This is a genomic window from Kocuria subflava (assembly GCF_012163155.1).
GTDB lineage: Bacteria > Actinomycetota > Actinomycetes > Actinomycetales > Micrococcaceae > Kocuria > Kocuria subflava.
The window spans coordinates 173,748-190,113 of sequence record NZ_JAAVUN010000002.1 but is presented as its reverse complement, the minus strand read 5'-3'; the positions used below and the strand labels follow the sequence as shown (position 1 = coordinate 190,113).

Sequence of the window (16,366 nt, the reverse complement as noted above, 5' to 3'; positions counted from 1 at the left end):
ATCTCATGCGTCACTGTCCCAGTTTATCGGGAGGCACCGACGCCACAGGAGAGTCAGTCCATGATTTCGCCAGTGGCCATGTTGACGGCCGATTGTGCCGTGTCGTCATCCTGATGGATGGCAGCCATCACCTTGGCGGCCAGGGCCGGGCCGAAGCCGGGCACCTCCTGGATCTCCTCCAGCCGTGCGGACTTGAGCTTCTTGGCCGAACCAAAGTGTTTGAGCAGGGCCTTTTGCTTGGCCGGTCCAACACCAGGCAGTTCATCCAGTACGGAGGCGATCATGGACTTCCCGCGCTTGGCCCGGTGGAAGGTGATGGCAAAGCGGTGGGCTTCATCCCGGACACGCTGCATCAGGTACAAGGCCTCGGAGGCTCGGGGAAGAATCACCGGGAACTCGTCATCCGGAACCCACACCTCTTCCAGGCGCTTGGCCAAACCCACCACGGCAACGTCCACCACCCCCAGATCCTCCAGGGCTCGGGAGGCAGCAGCCACCTGTGGCGGACCACCGTCCACCACCACCAGGTTGGGCGGGTAGGCAAACCGTTTCCGGGCCGCGGGATCCGTGTCCAGGGAGTCTGGGTCCAAGGCTCCGGTGGTGGGTGCGCACTCCTGCTGTTGTTCCTCCTGCTGGGCCAGATGCCTGCTGAACCGGCGATGAATGACGTCGTACATGGCCGCCGTGTCATCCCGTGCGGCCTCCCCGGTGATGGAGAACTTGCGGTACTCGGCCTTACGGGGCAGTCCGTCCTCGAAGACCACCATGGAGGCCACCACATTGGTGCCCTGCACATGGGAGATGTCGTAGCACTCGATGCGCATCAGGGCATCGGGCAGATCCAGTGCTTCCTGCAGCTGCTGGAGGGATGCGGAGCGAGTGGTGATGTCACCGGCTCGCCGGGATTTGTGCAGCGCCAACGCCTGCCGGGCGTTCTCCTGCACCGTCGCCATCAGATGGGCTTTGTCCCCGCGCTGGGGCGTGGAGATGGTGACCTTGGAGCCGCGCAGTTCACTGAGCCATTGCTCCAACTGCTCGGCCTCCTGAACCGGGTGGGAGACCAACACCGTGCGCGGTATCAGATCCTCGCGGTAGTCCAACTCCACGGTCCGCGGACGGTGGTGGGAACCGCGCTCCTCGCGTGCTGCCTGAGCCTTGAGCTCTGCACCGGTGATGCTGTCCGCGGCCCCCTCCCCGTAGACCTGTTGCAACAACGCCTCCAGCAGGTGGGCGCTGTCCGTTTCCTCCACCTTCTCCGTGACCCATCCGCGCTGGCCACGGATGCGTCCACCGCGCACGTGGAAGACCTGGACGGCGGCTTCGAGTTCATCATCGGCCAACGCAAAGAAGTCGGCATCCACGGCATCGGAGAGCACCACGGCATTGCGCTCGAAGGCCTTACGGAGGGCTTCGACGTCGTCGCGCCGGGCCGCAGCGGTCTCAAAGTCTTGGACGGCTGCGGCTGCCATCATCTTCTCTTCGAGTTCCTTGATGAACGGCTCCGCCCGACCCGCCATGAACTGGCACAGGTCCTCGACCAGCGCGCGGTGATCCTCCTGGGAGATCTCCCCCACGCACGGTGCGGTGCATTTGCCGATGTAACCCAACAAGCACGGGCGCCCTGAGCGTTCAGCGCGGCGGTACACGCCCGGGGCGCAGGAGCGTACGGGGAAAACTCGCAGCACGGCATCCAGGGTTTCCCGGATGGCCCACGCCTGGGAGTACGGACCGAAGTAACGGGTGCCCTTCTTCTTGGTTCCGCGAGTCACCAACGCCCGGGGTACCTTCTCCCCCATGGTCACTGCCAGGTACGGATAGGACTTGTCATCCCGGTAGGCAATGTTGAACCGCGGTTGGAACTGCTTGATCCAGGTGTACTCCAGCTGCAGGGACTCCAGCTCCGAGCTGACCACCACCCATTCCACACCGGCGGCGGTTGTCACCATGGTGCGGGTCTTGGGTGCCAACGAGTGCAGCGGGGCAAAGTAACTGGAGAGCCTGTTGCGCAGGTTCTTGGCCTTGCCCACGTAGATGACCCGGCCCGTGGCGTCCCGGAACCGGTACACACCGGGATCCGTGGGAATGTCCCCCCGCGCAGGCCGGTAGCTCCGTGGATCAGCCACGAGCAGCGTCACGCTCCACAGAAGGCGGCGTGTTGTAGGTGTCGGCGCGCTCCTGGCCGGAGAGCTCGGCAATGGCGTCCATCACCCGATCCACGACGGCGCGGCGCTGCGCGCCGGTCTGGCGCCCGTCCACCCGGTCGATCTGCAGCGGCTTGCCGATGTGCAGCTCAAACTTGCGCGGCACGATCATGCGGGAGCCGGGTTTCTGCAAACGTTCCGTGCCCTTGAGGGCCACAGGGACCACGGGGGCCCCGGTGGACAAGGCTGTGAAGGCCACGCCACTGCGTCCGCGGTAGAGCCGACCGTCACGGGATCGTGTGCCTTCCGGGAACACTCCAAAGACTCCGCCGTCTGCCAGCAACTTCAAGGCGGGGTCCAGGGCGGTCACGGATTCGGACTGTCCGGAGCGGTCCACCGGAATCAATCCCAGAATGTTGTAGACAAAAGTCATGACCTTGCCCTTGATGCCGGGGGCATTGGCAAGAGACGCCTTGGTGATGAACCCCACCCGGCGTGGCATCAACGCGGAGACGATGATGCCGTCCAGGAAGGACAGGTGATTGGAGGCCACGATCACGGGACCGGTGGCAGGAAAGTTCTCCTGCCCTGTGATGACCGGCCGACACACCAACCGGAACAGGTGGCCCACTGCTTTTTGAGTTGCCCGGTACAGCTTCACTGCTCCCCCTCGAAGATCTCCTTCAGGAACATACCCGTGTGGCTGGCAGGATTCTGCGCAACCTGCTCCGGGGTTCCTTCGGCCACCACACGGCCACCGCCCGAACCGCCGTCGGGCCCCATGTCAATGACCCAGTCGGCGGTCTTGATGACGTCCAGATTGTGCTCAATGGTCATCACGGAATTGCCCTTGTCCACCAAGCCCTGCAGGACCTTGAGCAGCTTGTTGATGTCCTCAAAGTGCAGTCCCGTGGTGGGCTCGTCCAACACGTAGATGGTGTCTCCGTGGGAGCGTTTCTGAAGTTCAGCAGCCAACTTGACCCGCTGGGCCTCACCACCGGAGAGCGTGGTGGCAGGCTGCCCCAGCCGCACATAACCCAGTCCCACGTCCACCAGAGTGTTCAGGTGACGTGCAATGGCGGTGTAGGCGGAGAAGAACTCGGCCGCTTCCTCGATGGGCATGTCCAGAACATCCGCAATGGATTTGCCCTTGTAGTGCACATCCAGGGTCTCGCGGTTGTAGCGGGCGCCCTTGCAGACCTCACACGGCACGTAGACGTCCGGCAGGAAGTTCATCTCGATCTTCAGCGTGCCATCGCCCGAGCAGGCCTCACAGCGTCCTCCCTTGACGTTGAAGGAGAACCGGCCCTGCTGGTACCCGCGGATCTTGGCCTCCTGAGTGTCCGCGAACAGCTTGCGGATGCGGTCAAAGACTCCGGAGTACGTGGCCGGGTTGGAGCGCGGGGTGCGGCCGATCGGTGACTGGTCCACATGGACGATCTTCTTGAGCTGGTCTGCGCCCTCAATACGCTTGTGCCGGCCCGGGACCTGTTTGGCACCGTTGAGCTCGTTGGCCAGCTTGGTGTAGAGAATCTCGTTCACCAGGGAGGACTTGCCGGATCCGGACACACCCGTCACCGCGGTGAAAACACCCAGCGGGAAGGTGACGTCAATGTTCTGCAGGTTGTTCTCCTGCGCACCAACCACCTTCAACACACGTTTGCGGTCAATGGGCCGCCGGGATTGCGGGACCTCAATGCCCTTGCGGCCAGACAGATAGTCCGAGGTGATGGAGTCCTTGTTGGCCAGCAGTTCCTGGTAGCCACCGGAGTGCACCACTCGGCCGCCGCGTTCGCCCGCTCCGGGGCCCACGTCCACGATCCAGTCGGCTTCACGAATGGTGTCTTCATCGTGTTCCACCACGATCAAGGTGTTGCCCATGTCCCGCAACTTGGTCAGCGTTTGGATCAGACGCCGGTTGTCGCGTTGGTGCAGGCCGATGGACGGTTCATCCAGCACGTAGAGCACACCCACCAGGCCTGCACCGATCTGGGTGGCCAGGCGGATGCGCTGCGCCTCACCGCCGGAAAGTGTTGCAGAGGCACGCTCCAGGTTCAGGTAGTCCAGTCCCACGTCCAGCAGGAACGTCAGGCGGGCCTCGATCTCCTTGAGCACCTGATCTGCAATACGCGCTTCACGATCCGTGAGTTCAAGGCCCTGGAAAAAGGCCAGTGCTTCCCGCATGGGCAGGGCCGTTGCCTGGGCGATAGACAAACCACCCACGGTCACGCCCAGCATGGTGGGGTTCAACCGCTGACCCTGACACTCCGGGCAGGGGATCTGGCGCATGTATTGCTCATACCGGTCCTTGGCGTGCTCGGACTCGGTCTCCTGGTGCTTACGGCGAATGTAGGTGTAGACGCCCTCAAAACCCTGGCTGTAGCGCCGTTCGCGACCCCACCTGTTCTTGTAGGAGACGGTGACCTTGTAGTCCTTGCCCTCCAACAGCGCCTTGCGGGCAGTCGCGGACAGGTCCTTCCAGGGGGTGACCAGGTCAAAGCCCAGGTCCTCCGCCAGGCCGGCCATCAACCGGTTCCAGTAGTCACTGGTGGACTTGCCCAGGGCCCACGGTTGGATGGCACCTTCCACCAGCGTCAGGTCCGCATCCGGGACCACCAGATGTTCGTCAACTTCCAGCCGGGTGCCGATGCCGTCACATTCGGGGCACGCACCAAAGGGTGCATTGAAGGAGAACGCCCGCGGCTCGATCTCGTCAGTGCCCAGACGATGCTCATTGGGGCAGGCCAGGTTCTCGGAGAACGTCTGGCGCTGCTCCACCCCCTCGGGTGCATCCTCACCGTCGCGCAGCACCAGCTCCACCACCACGCGGCCATCGGCCAGGCCCAGGGCGGTCTCAATGGAGTCCGTCAGACGGCGCTCCATGCCCTCCTTGATCACCAGGCGGTCCACCACCACCTCGATGTCATGCTTGTACTGCTTCTTGAGCTTGGGCGGGTCATCCAGGGTGACCTGCTCGCCGTCCACCACGGCACGGGAGTAACCCTGCTGCTGCAAAGAGCTGAACAGATCGGCGAACTCGCCCTTGCGGCGTCGTACCACCGGGGCCAGGACCTGGAAGCGGGTGCGTTCCGGCAAGGTGAGCAGACGATCAACAATCTGCTGGGGGGTCTGTTTGGTGATGGGCTCCCCACAGACCGGGCAGTGCGGGTGGCCCACTCGCGCCCAGAGCAGGCGCATGTAATCGTAGATCTCCGTGATGGTGCCCACCGTGGAGCGCGGGTTCTTGGAGGTGGACTTCTGGTCGATGGAGACCGCGGGAGAAAGACCCTCAATGAAATCAACGTCCGGCTTGTCCACGCGCCCCAGGAACATGCGTGCGTAGGAGGACAGGGACTCGACGTAGCGGCGCTGGCCTTCGGCAAAAATCGTGTCAAAGGCCAGGGAGGACTTGCCGGATCCGGAGAGCCCGGTGAAGACCACCATGGCATCACGCGGGATGGTCAGGTCCACGTTGTGGAGGTTGTGCTCCCGTGCACCCTGCACCACGATCTCCGTGAGATCGGTGGGGGCTGTGGCCTGGGCCTGGGGCACGGACGCTACGGGGGAAAGAGTTTGTTCAGGCACGCCGTCCAGCTTATCGCCGGTGACCGACAACCAGAATTGCGCCCCAACCGTGTGTGCTCAGGCGGCGTTGGACGGACCGCTCAGATCCGGTCCCGCCGGTAGGCCAGCAGCAGCCATGCCAGATTGACCACCAGGCCGGCCAGCGGCACGGTACCCACTCGCCAGTTCCACAGCAGTCCCGTTCCGGCGGACAGCGTGAAGACCACCGCACCCAGAACACAGAGTGCCGCCATCAGGTGCAGCACGTAAGGCACCCCTTTGAGCCACAGCACCAGCGGAATGGCGTACACCAAGCCCATGCCGACGACGGTGCCCAGGCTGGGGCCTGGATCAATGGTCATACCGAGTTCCGGGTTAGCTGCTGCGGCCACGATCTCCGGATCATGGGTCTGAATCCAGAACGTGGCCATCAGCAGCACGTAGGACAGGATTGTGACTGCCGTGAGACGTGCCGGGCGGCGGCGCTCCCATTGCTGGTCAGCCGGGGGCAACAGTGTGGGCATGGCGCCTTTCATCACACATCGCATTGCCGGGATGAACACAACCCGTCAACCGTCTTACAATCGTCGGCATGATCGTAACCGACACGCAGACCGTTGATCTGGCCGAGATCACGGTCCGTTCCATCCAGGTCAGCGACATGGCGAACAACGTCTACCTGTTGACCTCCAAGACCCACGGCACCCAGGTGCTGATCGACGCCGCGGATGAACCCAAGTCCATTGCAGGCCTGGTGGGCGCCGGCTGCCACGACTGCAGCATGTCCGGCAGCTTGCAGATGATCATCACCACCCACTCCCACTGGGATCACGTGCGTGCCCTGGCAGAGGTCAAGTCACGCTCGGAGGCGGTGACCGCCTGTGGCTCGGCGGACGAGGACGACATTGACGTGGCTATGGATCTGACCCTTGACCACGGGGATGTTGCGGAGTTTGACGGATTCGACCTTGAGGTGATCGGGCTGCGCGGGCACACCCCCGGTTCCATCGCCCTGGTCTACCGCGATCCCCACGGCCCCGCGCACATCTTCAGCGGCGATTCCCTGTTCCCTGGCGGGGTGGGCAAGACCAACTCGCCGGAGGACTTCAAGCGGCTTTACAAGGACGTTGTCACCCGGATCTTTGACCGTTTTGACGACGACACCGTGATCCACCCCGGACATGGCGACTCCACCACCCTGGGTGCTGAGCGTCCGCACCTGAAGGAGTGGCGCGAACGCGGCTGGTGACAGCTCTGCCGTTCTTGTGACGACGCCGCCCCTCACCGTCTGCGGACAGGTGAGGGGCGGCGTCGTTGTGCCGGTCCACGGCTGGGATGTCCGTACGCGCGGATATGGTGGGTGACGATGTCACTTCTTGATGCTCTTGCCCCTGGATTGTCCGCCCCCGGCCAGCACTACCTGCGGGGTGATTTTGCGCGCAACCCGCTGACGGCGGATGAGATCTATGAAGGCTTTGTGGGCTGGGCCGCCTCACGGGACCTGGAGCTGTATCCGCACCAGGAAGAAGCGGCGCTGGAAGTGGCCGGCGGGGCCAACGTCATCCTGGCCACACCCACGGGTTCCGGCAAGTCCATGGTGGCGTTGGCGGCGCATTTTGCGGGCCTGGCCACCGGGCAGCGCTCCTATTACACAGCCCCCATCAAGGCGCTGGTCTCTGAGAAGTTCTTTGCCCTGTGTGAGGCCTTCGGCGCGGAAAACGTGGGTATGGTGACCGGTGATTCCGCCGTCAATGCAGAGGCGCCCATTGTGTGCTGCACGGCGGAGATCCTGGCCAACATCGCCTTGCGTGAGGGCCGTGACGCTGATCTGGGGCCCGTGATCATGGACGAGTTCCACTTCTACGCCGATCCCCAGCGCGGTTGGGCCTGGCAGGTTCCCCTGGTGGAACTCCCGCAAGCCCAGTTCCTGCTGATGTCTGCAACCCTTGGGGACACCACCCGCATCCAGCAGCGCCTGACGGATCTCACCAGCCGTGAGGTGGCCGTGGTGGACAACGCCGAACGACCCATCCCGCTGACCTACTACTACTCCCAGATCCCCGTCCTGGAACAGATCGAGGAACTGGTCTCCACACACCAGGCACCGGTCTACGTGGTGCATTTCTCCCAGCTGCAGGCCATGGACCAGGCACAAGCCCTGATGAGCGCCAATGTGCTCAGCAAGGCGGAGAAAGAACGCGTGGCGGAGGTGATCGCCGAGTTCAAGTTCGCCGCCGGGTTCGGCAAAACACTCAACCGCCTGGTCCGCAACGGGATCGGCGTGCACCACGCGGGGATGCTGCCCAAATACCGGCGCCTTGTGGAGCAGCTGGCCCAGGAAGGGCTGCTGAAGGTCATCTGCGGCACGGACACCTTGGGTGTGGGCATCAACGTGCCCATCCGCACGGTGTTGATCACGGCGTTGTCCAAGTTCGACGGCGTCCGCACACGCCGGCTGCAGTCCCGGGAGTTCCACCAGATCGCGGGCCGGGCCGGACGCGCGGGGTTCGACACCCAAGGCACCGTGGTGGTCCAGGCACCCGAACATGACATCGAAAATGCTCGTGCCATGGAGAAGGCGCGGCGAAGGCACGGCGATGACGAGAAGAAGTTGCGCCAAATCCCCAAGAAGAAGCCGCCGCAGGGCTTTGTCTCCTGGTCTGACAAGACGTTCCAGGCCATGGTGGACTCTCAGCCGGAACCCTTGCGCTCCACCTTCGGGGTCACGCATGCCATGTTGCTGAATCTGCTGCAGCGTCACAGTGATCCTGTGGCCGCCACGGTGCACTTGTTCAACGGCCTGGACGGTACGGCTGCGGATCGTCGTCGTTGGGTCAGGGAATCGCTGGGGATCCTGCGGGAGCTGCTGGCCACGGGCGTGGTGGAGCGGTTGCCGCACCCTGACGACGACGGTCGGCGCTACCGCCTGACCGTGGAGCTGCAGGAGAACTTTGCGTTGAACAACGCGCTGTCACCGTTCGCCCTGGCAGCGCTGACCCTGCTGGACCCGGAGGCTGACGGATTTGAACTGGATGCCGTCTCCGTGATCGAGTCCACGCTGGAACGACCACGCCAGGTGCTGGTCATGCAGGAGAAGAAGGAGAAATCCGAGGCCTCGGCCCGGATGAAGGACGATGGCCTGGAGTACAACGAACGCATGCGGGAGTTGGATGAGGTCACGTGGCCCATGCCGCTGCGTGACCTGTTGGAGGAGGCCTTTGAAACCTACCGGTCCTCCGCCCCTTGGGTGGCCCAGCATGAACTGACCCCAAAGTCCGTGGTCAGGGGCATGTTTGAACGGGCCATGACTTTTGGCCAGTACGTCCAGTTCTACTCCTTGACCCGCTCGGAGGGTGTGCTGCTGCGCTACCTGACGGATGCCTACCGGGCCCTGCGTCAAACGGTGCCCATTGAGCTGCGGACAGAGGCCCTGGAGGACATCATCGAATGGTTGGGGGAAACCATCCGGCAGACGGACAACTCCCTGTTGGATGAATGGGAGAAGTTGGCCCGGGGCGAGGAAGCCCCCATGGGTACCTCCCAGGACTCGTTGGCGGAGCTCATGGAGGAGCAAGCTCCTGCCATCACCAGCAACGTGCGGGCCTTCCGCATCATGGTGCGCAACGCCATGTTCCAACGTGTGGAGCTGTTTGCCCAGGAGAAGGACAAGACCCTGGGGGCTCTGGACGGCGGTACCGGGTGGGACCGGGACCGCTGGGCGGAGGCATTGGATGACTACTTCAACGAATACGAGGACATCTACACGGACGCCCAGTCGCGTGGGCCGGCCTTGATCCGCATTGACCAGGACCCTGCCGGTCTCAAGGGATTCTGGACGGTCCAACAGGTGTTTGATGATCCTGACGGCAATCACGACTACGGCATGAACGCGCGCATTGATCTGGCGGCATCGGATGCAGACGGCTTTCCGGTGGTGCTCATGGACAACGTGGGGCCGATCACCCAAACAGGTCGGTGACGGACCCAGGGCTTGATGCCGCATGCATCGCCAACTGCATATAGTGTTGATATGCACCTGAACACGCATAGGAGGATCCGTGCCGTTTGTTCTGACCGCTGACCGCCGGGACTCCCGCAAACACCCCGGTGAGCTGGACATGGCGGCCCACCGCGATCTTCTGCGCTCACAGGTGCCCGGTGCCACTCTGAACTGGCAGGTTTCAGCAGGTGACGAGCTCCAAGCCCTGTACTCGGACCCTGTTGCCGCTGTGGCGGCCACGCTGCTCCTGGTGGAAGCCCAGATCTGGTATGTGGGTGTGGGAGTGGGCGCGGTGGACACTCCCCTGCCCACCAGTGTCAGTGAGGCCACCGGGGACGGCTTTGTGAATGCGCGCCACGCGGTGGATGCCGCCAAGGCGTCGTCCTGGGACACCGCTGTGCGCGGCGCTGATAGTGACACAGCTGCCCACCAGGCGGATGCCCTCCTGAGCCTGCTGGCCGCTGTCCGACGACGCCGCACACCCACCGCCCGTCAAGCTGCCACCCTGGCCGATCAAGGGTTGACCCAGCAGCAGATCGCTGAAGAGCTAGGCATCACCCAGTCCTCGGTGTCCAGACGGCTGAGCACTGCGCTGTGGCAGGAGGAGCACGCCGTGCGTGGTGTCCTGGTGGACTTGTTGGAGCAGGCTGATGGGCAGGGGCACATCCATGAGTGAGGCGGCTCAGCAGCACGCAAGCACTGCACCAGGGTTCACAGGATCATTGATGAGCCTCCGTGGTGCTGTCACGGTCTGGATTCCCCTGATGCTTTTCCTGAGCACTGCCGGGTGGATGGCCGTTGCAGGTTCCGTGCCCGTTTGGTTCAGCGGGACAGCCCTGGTGGTGGGTTTTGCCTTGTCAGGTGATCCCGTGGTGCGTCTGATCCTGCACATTGCCCGGGATCTGGAAGCGCAGCGCCGAAAAACCATGGCCATCATCACGGCCGGGCGGTCCACCGAGCTGACGGCCGCCGACGCTGCGGGGCCCGGTGAACCGGTGGGCCCACCTCTGCGCGGCGGTCTGGTGATCGGTGTGCTGGAACGCTTGAGCGTCATGGCCTGTTTTGTCCTGGGGTTCCCCAACGGTGTGGCCATCGTGGTGGCCATCAAGGGCTTGGCGCGCTATGGAGAGTTCACCACCGGCCATCAGCGTGAGCAGTTCCTCATCGGCACCTTGGCCTCCCTGCTGTGGGCCGGGGCCGGTGCAGGACTGGTGCTGGTGATCTCCGCCACCTGACTCCGGTGGGACCCCGCCAAAGACCCTGCCAAAGACCCCGCCGGGTGAAGGGACATGGTGGAGGCCGGCACCCGTTGGGGTACCGGCCTCCAGTGATTCCCGTCAGGCAGGTCAGCGCATCAGACTGATGCAGGATCACACCTTGGGGTTGGTGTCCTTGTGCAGCGTCTCCGGCTCAGGTGCTTCACCCGTGCGCTCATAGTGCTCGTGCTTGCCGCGGGCACGGGCCAACAGGTCGCGGAACTCGTCTTCTTCCTCAATGAGTTCCTGCTGGTACTTCTCCGGCACCTTGGGCATGCGCTCAGCCAGCTTGGCGCCCTTGGCCGCCAAGCGTTCGCGCTCCGCCGTCGGGGCATCCTTGGGCAGGGTCACGTAAGCCTCGGCCACGTTGCGCAGGCCGGAGATCACGCGCAGGGCGCGGCCCTTGGGGCTGTAGAGGGAGAGCAGCACCGTCAGCACCAACACACCCACGATCACGGTCAGTGACTGGCTGATGGTGACCTCCGGCGGGAAGTGCACAGGCTGACCGTCATTGATGAACGGCAGATCGTTCTCATGCAGCGCGTGGACAATCAGCTTGTAGCCGATGAAGCCCAAGATGATGGCCAGTCCCCAGGACAGGTAGATCAGGCGGTCCAGCAGGCCGTCGATCAGGAAGTACAACTGGCGCAGGCCCATCAGGGAGAAGGCAACGGCCGTGAACACCAGGTAGGTCTCCTGGGTCAGACCAAAAATCGCGGGAATGGAGTCAAAGGCGAACAGGATGTCCGTACCGCCAATGGCCACCATCACCAGCAGCATGGGCGTCATCACACGCTTGCCGTTCTCCACCGTGAACAGCTTGTCGCCGTCGTAGTAATCCGTGGTGGGGATGAAGCGCTTGGCCAGGCGGATGATGAAGTTGTCTGCCTCGTCCTCGGCCTCGCCGTCCTTGAGTTCACCACGGATCAGGTTGACGGCGGTGAGGATCAGGAACAGGCCAAAGATGTAGAACAGCCAGGCCAAGGCGTTCAGGGCGGCAGCGCCGATGAAGATGAAGGCCGTGCGGGCCACCAGGGCAAAGGTGATGCCGAACAGCAGAACCTTCTGCTGATCTTCACGCGGGACCTTGAAGGAGGCGATGATGATCAGGAACACAAAAAGGTTGTCCACGGACAACGCCTTCTCCGTGATGTATCCGGCGTAGTACTCACCGGCGAACGTGGGACCCCACTGCCACAGCACGAACAGGCCGAAGATCAGGGCTGCACCCACATAAATCGCGGACCAGATGGCCGCTTCCTTGATGTGTGGTTCGTGGGCCTTGCGCACGTGGAAGAAGTAGTCGAAAGCCAGCATGCCGACGATTACGGCAATGGTGACTTCCCAGATCAAGGGTGAAACTTCCAAGGAAGCGTCCTCTCCAAGGTAGGTATGGTTCGAGAACGCAAGTCTCTCCGTCGGCCACCTCAGATCCCCGTGTGACGCACGGGTAGGTGGGGTTCCGACCGTTGTGCCCGGCGGGGCCGCCATGGCCCTGCGTGCTGACGTTCACAACGCGAGTGGATACTCCCTTACGCTGCGCATCATGGTACACGGCAGCTGTGCTTTGCCCAGGCTTGGTAAGACGTCTGTCATTCGCCGTCATCGCGACTTTGGTCACGCGCCAGGGCTTGCAGCAGCCCTTTGAGATCCGACCACTTGCCCTGGGCTGCGGACAGGTCTTCCGGCAGGTCACGAATCACGCGGTCAACATCCGACTGTTGGCGCGCTGCAATCTCGGCACGCAGTTGGCGGATCTCCGCCTCCGCCTGGGCCAAGAGGTTCTGGAGTTCGGATTCGGTGTTGGCGTTCATGGTCTCCTCCTGTTCTGGCTGGCTACCAGGCTTGGTCACAGCACAGCACTGATCAGCACGACGGCGCCCGGGGCCACCAGGAATGCGGCGATGATCCAGGCGGCTGCCACCCACTTGCGTTCAGCTGCCAGGGAGCCCAGCCAGGTGGCGCAGGCCAACGGAATGTTGCGCAGGAAGGGCAGGACGTAAATCAGAAGGATGCCCAGCAGGTTGAACAGTAGGTGGACCAGGGCCGCTTGCAGCGCGATGGTGGCGTTCTCCCCCGTGACAGCCATGGCCGCGATGAGTGCCGTGGTGGTGGTGCCGATGTTGGCTCCCAGTGTCACCGGATAGATCTGACGGGTGCTCAGGGCACCCGAGCCTGCAAAGGGCACCAAGACGGAGGTGGTCACGGACGATGACTGGGCCAGGACTGTCACCAGGGCACCGGCACCCATGGCCACGGGTGGCGTGCCGCCCACGGTCTTGTGAAGAATCTTCTTGGCCTTGCCCACCATGAGGGTCTGCAGCAGCTTGCCCAGGTAGCGCACGGACAAGAAGATCAGGGCCACACCACCCAGGATCTGCAGAACTGCTCCCATGGTTTCCCCGGGAAAACCCAGTACCCAGGCAAGTCCGTTCACCACGGGGTCAGTGACCATGGAGACCACATCGGCATCCCCCGGATCCGTGGTCTGGATCCCGGACAGGGGCCCGGTGATCAGTTCAGCCAACCGTTCCAGGGGGTGGAAGAGCATCTCCAGGGGCAGCAGCAGAGCCACGGCGAACAGGTTGAAGAAGTCGTGGACGGTGGCCGCGGAGAAGGCACGTCGGAACTCGTCCTTGGTGCCCACAAATCCCAGCGATGCCAAGGTGTTGGTGACGGAGGTGCCCACGTTGGCGCCCATGATGATGGGAACGGCCACGCTCAGCGGCAACGCCCCGGTCCCCACTGCCGTCACTGCGATCGCTGTGGTGGTGGAGGAGGACTGAATGACGGATGTGGCCAGGATTCCCACGGCAAGTCCCACCAAGGGATTCACTGCAAAGTCGAACAGCCCGGAAGCGGTGTCCTCCCCCAGATTCCCGAACCCGGTGCCGATCAATCCGACGGCACAGATCAGGGTGTAGAGCAGTCCCAGTGCGGCAAGGACTCGAACAGCAATTTGCCCGCGCGAGAGGTTGGTGGCGTCCTGGGAGAGTTCGTCCAAGTTTTCGCGGCTGTCACCACCGGTTCTGGCGAACTCGGTGTCAGTGCCCTGATTCTGGTCGGTGGTCGCGCGCTTGCGTTGACTCGTGTGCGACTGACTCACGGTTACCGCCCCCGGTGTTTCGGCCTGTGCTGTGAACAACTAGGTCACGTCCAGCCTCACGGGGCGGGGCAACGGCGGGCTGACGGGAAGGTGACAGCCAGGTGAAGGCGCCCTGTGCTCGGTCAGTCAGGACCCGGAGGCGTCCTGGACGTGGCGTAGTTCGCGTTTCAGGTCGGCCAATTCGTCGCGGATGCGTGCCGCCAGCTCGAACTTGAGGTCTGCCGCAGCCTGGTTCATCTGCTCGGTCAGCTGAAGGACCAGGTCCTCCAGGTTCTGTGCCGGGCCGGTTTCCACGCCGTCCTGGCGCAACTTGCGTTCCGCATCTGCCAGGGCTGCCGAGCTTTGGGCGTCCTTGGCAGGCGCGGTCTTGCCGCTGGCCGCCGAGCGCGCCGCCAGCAGTTCGTGGGTGTCTTCTGCTTCCCGGGCCAGCTGGTCCGTGATGTCCGCGATCCTCTTGCGCAGCGGCTGGGGATCCACACCGTGTTCCTTGTTGTACGCAATTTGGACTTCACGACGTCGATTGGTCTCATCGATCGCGGTCTGCATGGAGTCCGTGATCTTGTCCGCGTACATGTGGACCTGCCCGTTGACGTTTCGGGCGGCACGGCCGATGGTCTGGATCAGGGAGGTGGTGGAACGTAGGAAGCCTTCCTTGTCTGCGTCCAGGATGGAGACCAGGGAAACCTCCGGGAGGTCCAGGCCTTCACGCAGCAGGTTGATGCCCACCAGGACGTCAAATACGCCTTGCCGCAGTTCACTGAGCAGTTCCACACGCCGCAGGGTGTCCACGTCCGAGTGGAGGTATTGGACCTTGACGCCGTGCTCCATCAGGTAGTCGGTGAGGTCCTCGGCCATGCGCTTGGTGAGTGTGGTGACCAGAACACGTTCGTCGCGTTGGACACGAGTGTTGATCTCATCCAGCAAGTCGTCGATCTGCCCGCGGGTGGGTTTGATGACCACTTCCGGGTCCACCAGGCCCGTGGGGCGAATGATCTGCTCCACGTAACCGTCGGCCTTGCCCATCTCGTAATTGCCCGGTGTGGCGGAGAGATAGACGGTTTGTCCGATCCGCTCCAAGAACTCGTCCCACTTCAACGGGCGGTTGTCCATGGCTGAGGGCAGACGGAAACCGTGTTCCACCAGGGTGCGTTTGCGGGACATGTCGCCTTCGTACATGCCACCGATCTGCGGGACCGTCACGTGCGATTCGTCAATCACCAGCAGGAAGTCGTCCGGGAAGTAGTCCAGCAGACAGTGCGGTGCAGAGCCGGGGCCACGGCCATCGATGTGCCGGGAGTAGTTCTCGATGCCGTTGCAGTACCCCATCTGCTGCATCATTTCCAGGTCATAGGTGGTGCGCATCCGCAGCCGCTGGGCTTCCACCAGTTTGTTCTGGTTCTCCAGGGTCTCCAGGCGCTCCCGTAGTTCGTCCTCGATCTCAGTGACAGCCCTGGCCATGCGTTCGGCTCCGGCCACGTAGTGGGAGGCAGGGAATACATACATTTCGTTCTCGTCCCGGATGATCTCCCCGGTCAGCGGATGCAGCGTGTAGATGGCTTCAATTTCATCCCCAAAGAACTCGATCCGTATGGCGTGTTCCTCGTACATGGGGATGATCTCCACCGTGTCACCGCGGACCCGGAAGGTCCCCCGATGGAAGTCGACGTCGTTGCGCGCGTACTGCATGTTCACGAACTGGCGCAGCAGGTCATCACGGTCCATCTCCTCCCCCACCTTGAGGGTGACCATCTGCTGGATGTATTCCTCCGGGGTGCCCAGGCCGTAGATGCAGGAGACGGTGGAGACCACCACGACGTCGCGCCGCGTCAGCAAGGCATTGGTGGCGGAGTGCCGCAGCCGCTCGACTTCCTCATTGATGGAGGAGTCCTTCTCGATGAAAGTGTCCGTCTGTGGGACGTAGGCCTCCGGCTGGTAGTAGTCGTAGTAGGAGACAAAGTATTCCACCGCGTTGTTGGGCAGCAGCTCCCTCAGCTCACTGGCCAGCTGGGCGGCCAGGGTCTTGTTCTGCACCATCAGCAGCGTGGGCCGCTGCACCGATTCGATCAACCATGCGGCGGTGGCGGACTTGCCTGTACCGGTGGCGCCCAGGAGCACGATGTCGGTTTCGCCGTCGTTGACCCGCTGCGTCAGTTCAGCGATGGCCTTGGGCTGATCGCCGGCGGGTTTGAATTCGGAGACGACCTCAAAGGGTGCGACGACGCGGTTGATCTCCTGTGCCAAGCTCATGTGGCCAGCCTACGCCGGGGGACCGACACTGCATGAAGTGCCGTCGACCGCC

The 16,366-nt window shown here is 63.1% G+C and carries 12 protein-coding genes; 4 read left to right on the top strand and 8 right to left on the bottom strand.

Going from position 1 to position 16,366, the window contains the following annotated elements; translation table 11 throughout:
- Positions 1 to 53: 53 nt before the first annotated feature.
- The 4 genes from uvrC to GTW58_RS02330 all read right to left on the bottom strand — a co-directional run bounded on the left by uvrC (position 54) and on the right by GTW58_RS02330 (position 6,229).
- Positions 54 to 2,123 carry an excinuclease ABC subunit UvrC gene (uvrC, locus tag GTW58_RS02345; RefSeq protein ID WP_119933051.1) on the bottom strand — a complete coding sequence of 690 codons (2,070 nt, stop codon included), beginning with the start codon at positions 2,121 to 2,123 and terminating at the stop codon, positions 54 to 56.
- On the bottom strand, positions 2,116 to 2,802 hold the full coding sequence (locus GTW58_RS02340) for a lysophospholipid acyltransferase family protein (protein WP_119933027.1): 687 nt from the start codon (positions 2,800 to 2,802) through the stop codon (positions 2,116 to 2,118). The genes uvrC and GTW58_RS02340 overlap by 8 nt, the downstream gene beginning before the upstream one ends.
- Positions 2,799 to 5,693: an excinuclease ABC subunit UvrA gene (uvrA, locus tag GTW58_RS02335; protein WP_119933028.1), complete on the bottom strand. Its 2,895-nt coding sequence runs from the start codon at positions 5,691 to 5,693 to the stop codon at positions 2,799 to 2,801. The genes GTW58_RS02340 and uvrA overlap by 4 nt, the downstream gene beginning before the upstream one ends.
- Before the next feature lie 113 nt (positions 5,694 to 5,806).
- The gene (locus tag GTW58_RS02330) at positions 5,807 to 6,229 is read right to left on the bottom strand and encodes a hypothetical protein (protein ID WP_047690191.1); all 423 of its coding nucleotides are present in this window, start codon (positions 6,227 to 6,229) and stop codon (positions 5,807 to 5,809) included.
- Between the two features lie 68 nt (positions 6,230 to 6,297).
- Here GTW58_RS02330 and GTW58_RS02325 point away from each other — a divergent pair, with 68 nt between their 5' ends.
- The 4 genes from GTW58_RS02325 (at position 6,298) to GTW58_RS02310 (ending at position 10,940) form a co-directional block, all read left to right on the top strand.
- Positions 6,298 to 6,954, top strand: a complete 657-nt coding sequence (locus tag GTW58_RS02325; protein ID WP_047690190.1) for an MBL fold metallo-hydrolase — start codon at positions 6,298 to 6,300, stop codon at positions 6,952 to 6,954.
- Positions 6,955 to 7,071: 117 nt separating this feature from the next.
- Positions 7,072 to 9,684, top strand: coding sequence for a DEAD/DEAH box helicase (locus GTW58_RS02320; protein WP_119933029.1), 2,613 nt, complete (start codon positions 7,072 to 7,074; stop codon positions 9,682 to 9,684).
- Positions 9,685 to 9,763: 79 nt separating this feature from the next.
- Complete coding sequence (locus GTW58_RS02315) at positions 9,764 to 10,381, top strand: sigma factor-like helix-turn-helix DNA-binding protein (protein WP_047690184.1); 618 nt, start codon at positions 9,764 to 9,766, stop codon at positions 10,379 to 10,381.
- A gap of 49 nt (positions 10,382 to 10,430) precedes the next feature.
- Positions 10,431 to 10,940 (top strand): hypothetical protein, encoded by a 510-nt coding sequence (locus GTW58_RS02310; protein WP_052209539.1) that lies wholly within the window; start codon positions 10,431 to 10,433, stop codon positions 10,938 to 10,940.
- A 135-nt stretch (positions 10,941 to 11,075) separates the two neighbouring features.
- Here GTW58_RS02310 and GTW58_RS02305 read toward each other — a convergent pair whose 3' ends face one another.
- The 4 genes from GTW58_RS02305 to uvrB form a co-directional block, all read right to left on the bottom strand.
- Complete coding sequence (locus tag GTW58_RS02305) at positions 11,076 to 12,329, bottom strand: TerC family protein (protein WP_052209538.1); 1,254 nt, start codon at positions 12,327 to 12,329, stop codon at positions 11,076 to 11,078.
- 224 nt (positions 12,330 to 12,553) lie between these two features.
- The gene (locus GTW58_RS02300; protein WP_047690181.1) at positions 12,554 to 12,775 is read right to left on the bottom strand and encodes a hypothetical protein; all 222 of its coding nucleotides are present in this window, start codon (positions 12,773 to 12,775) and stop codon (positions 12,554 to 12,556) included.
- A gap of 35 nt (positions 12,776 to 12,810) precedes the next feature.
- Complete coding sequence (locus tag GTW58_RS02295) at positions 12,811 to 14,067, bottom strand: Na/Pi symporter (protein ID WP_168023449.1); 1,257 nt, start codon at positions 14,065 to 14,067, stop codon at positions 12,811 to 12,813.
- Positions 14,068 to 14,193: 126 nt separating this feature from the next.
- Positions 14,194 to 16,314, bottom strand: coding sequence for an excinuclease ABC subunit UvrB (gene uvrB / locus GTW58_RS02290; protein WP_047690180.1), 2,121 nt, complete (start codon positions 16,312 to 16,314; stop codon positions 14,194 to 14,196).
- Positions 16,315 to 16,366 lie beyond the last annotated feature (52 nt).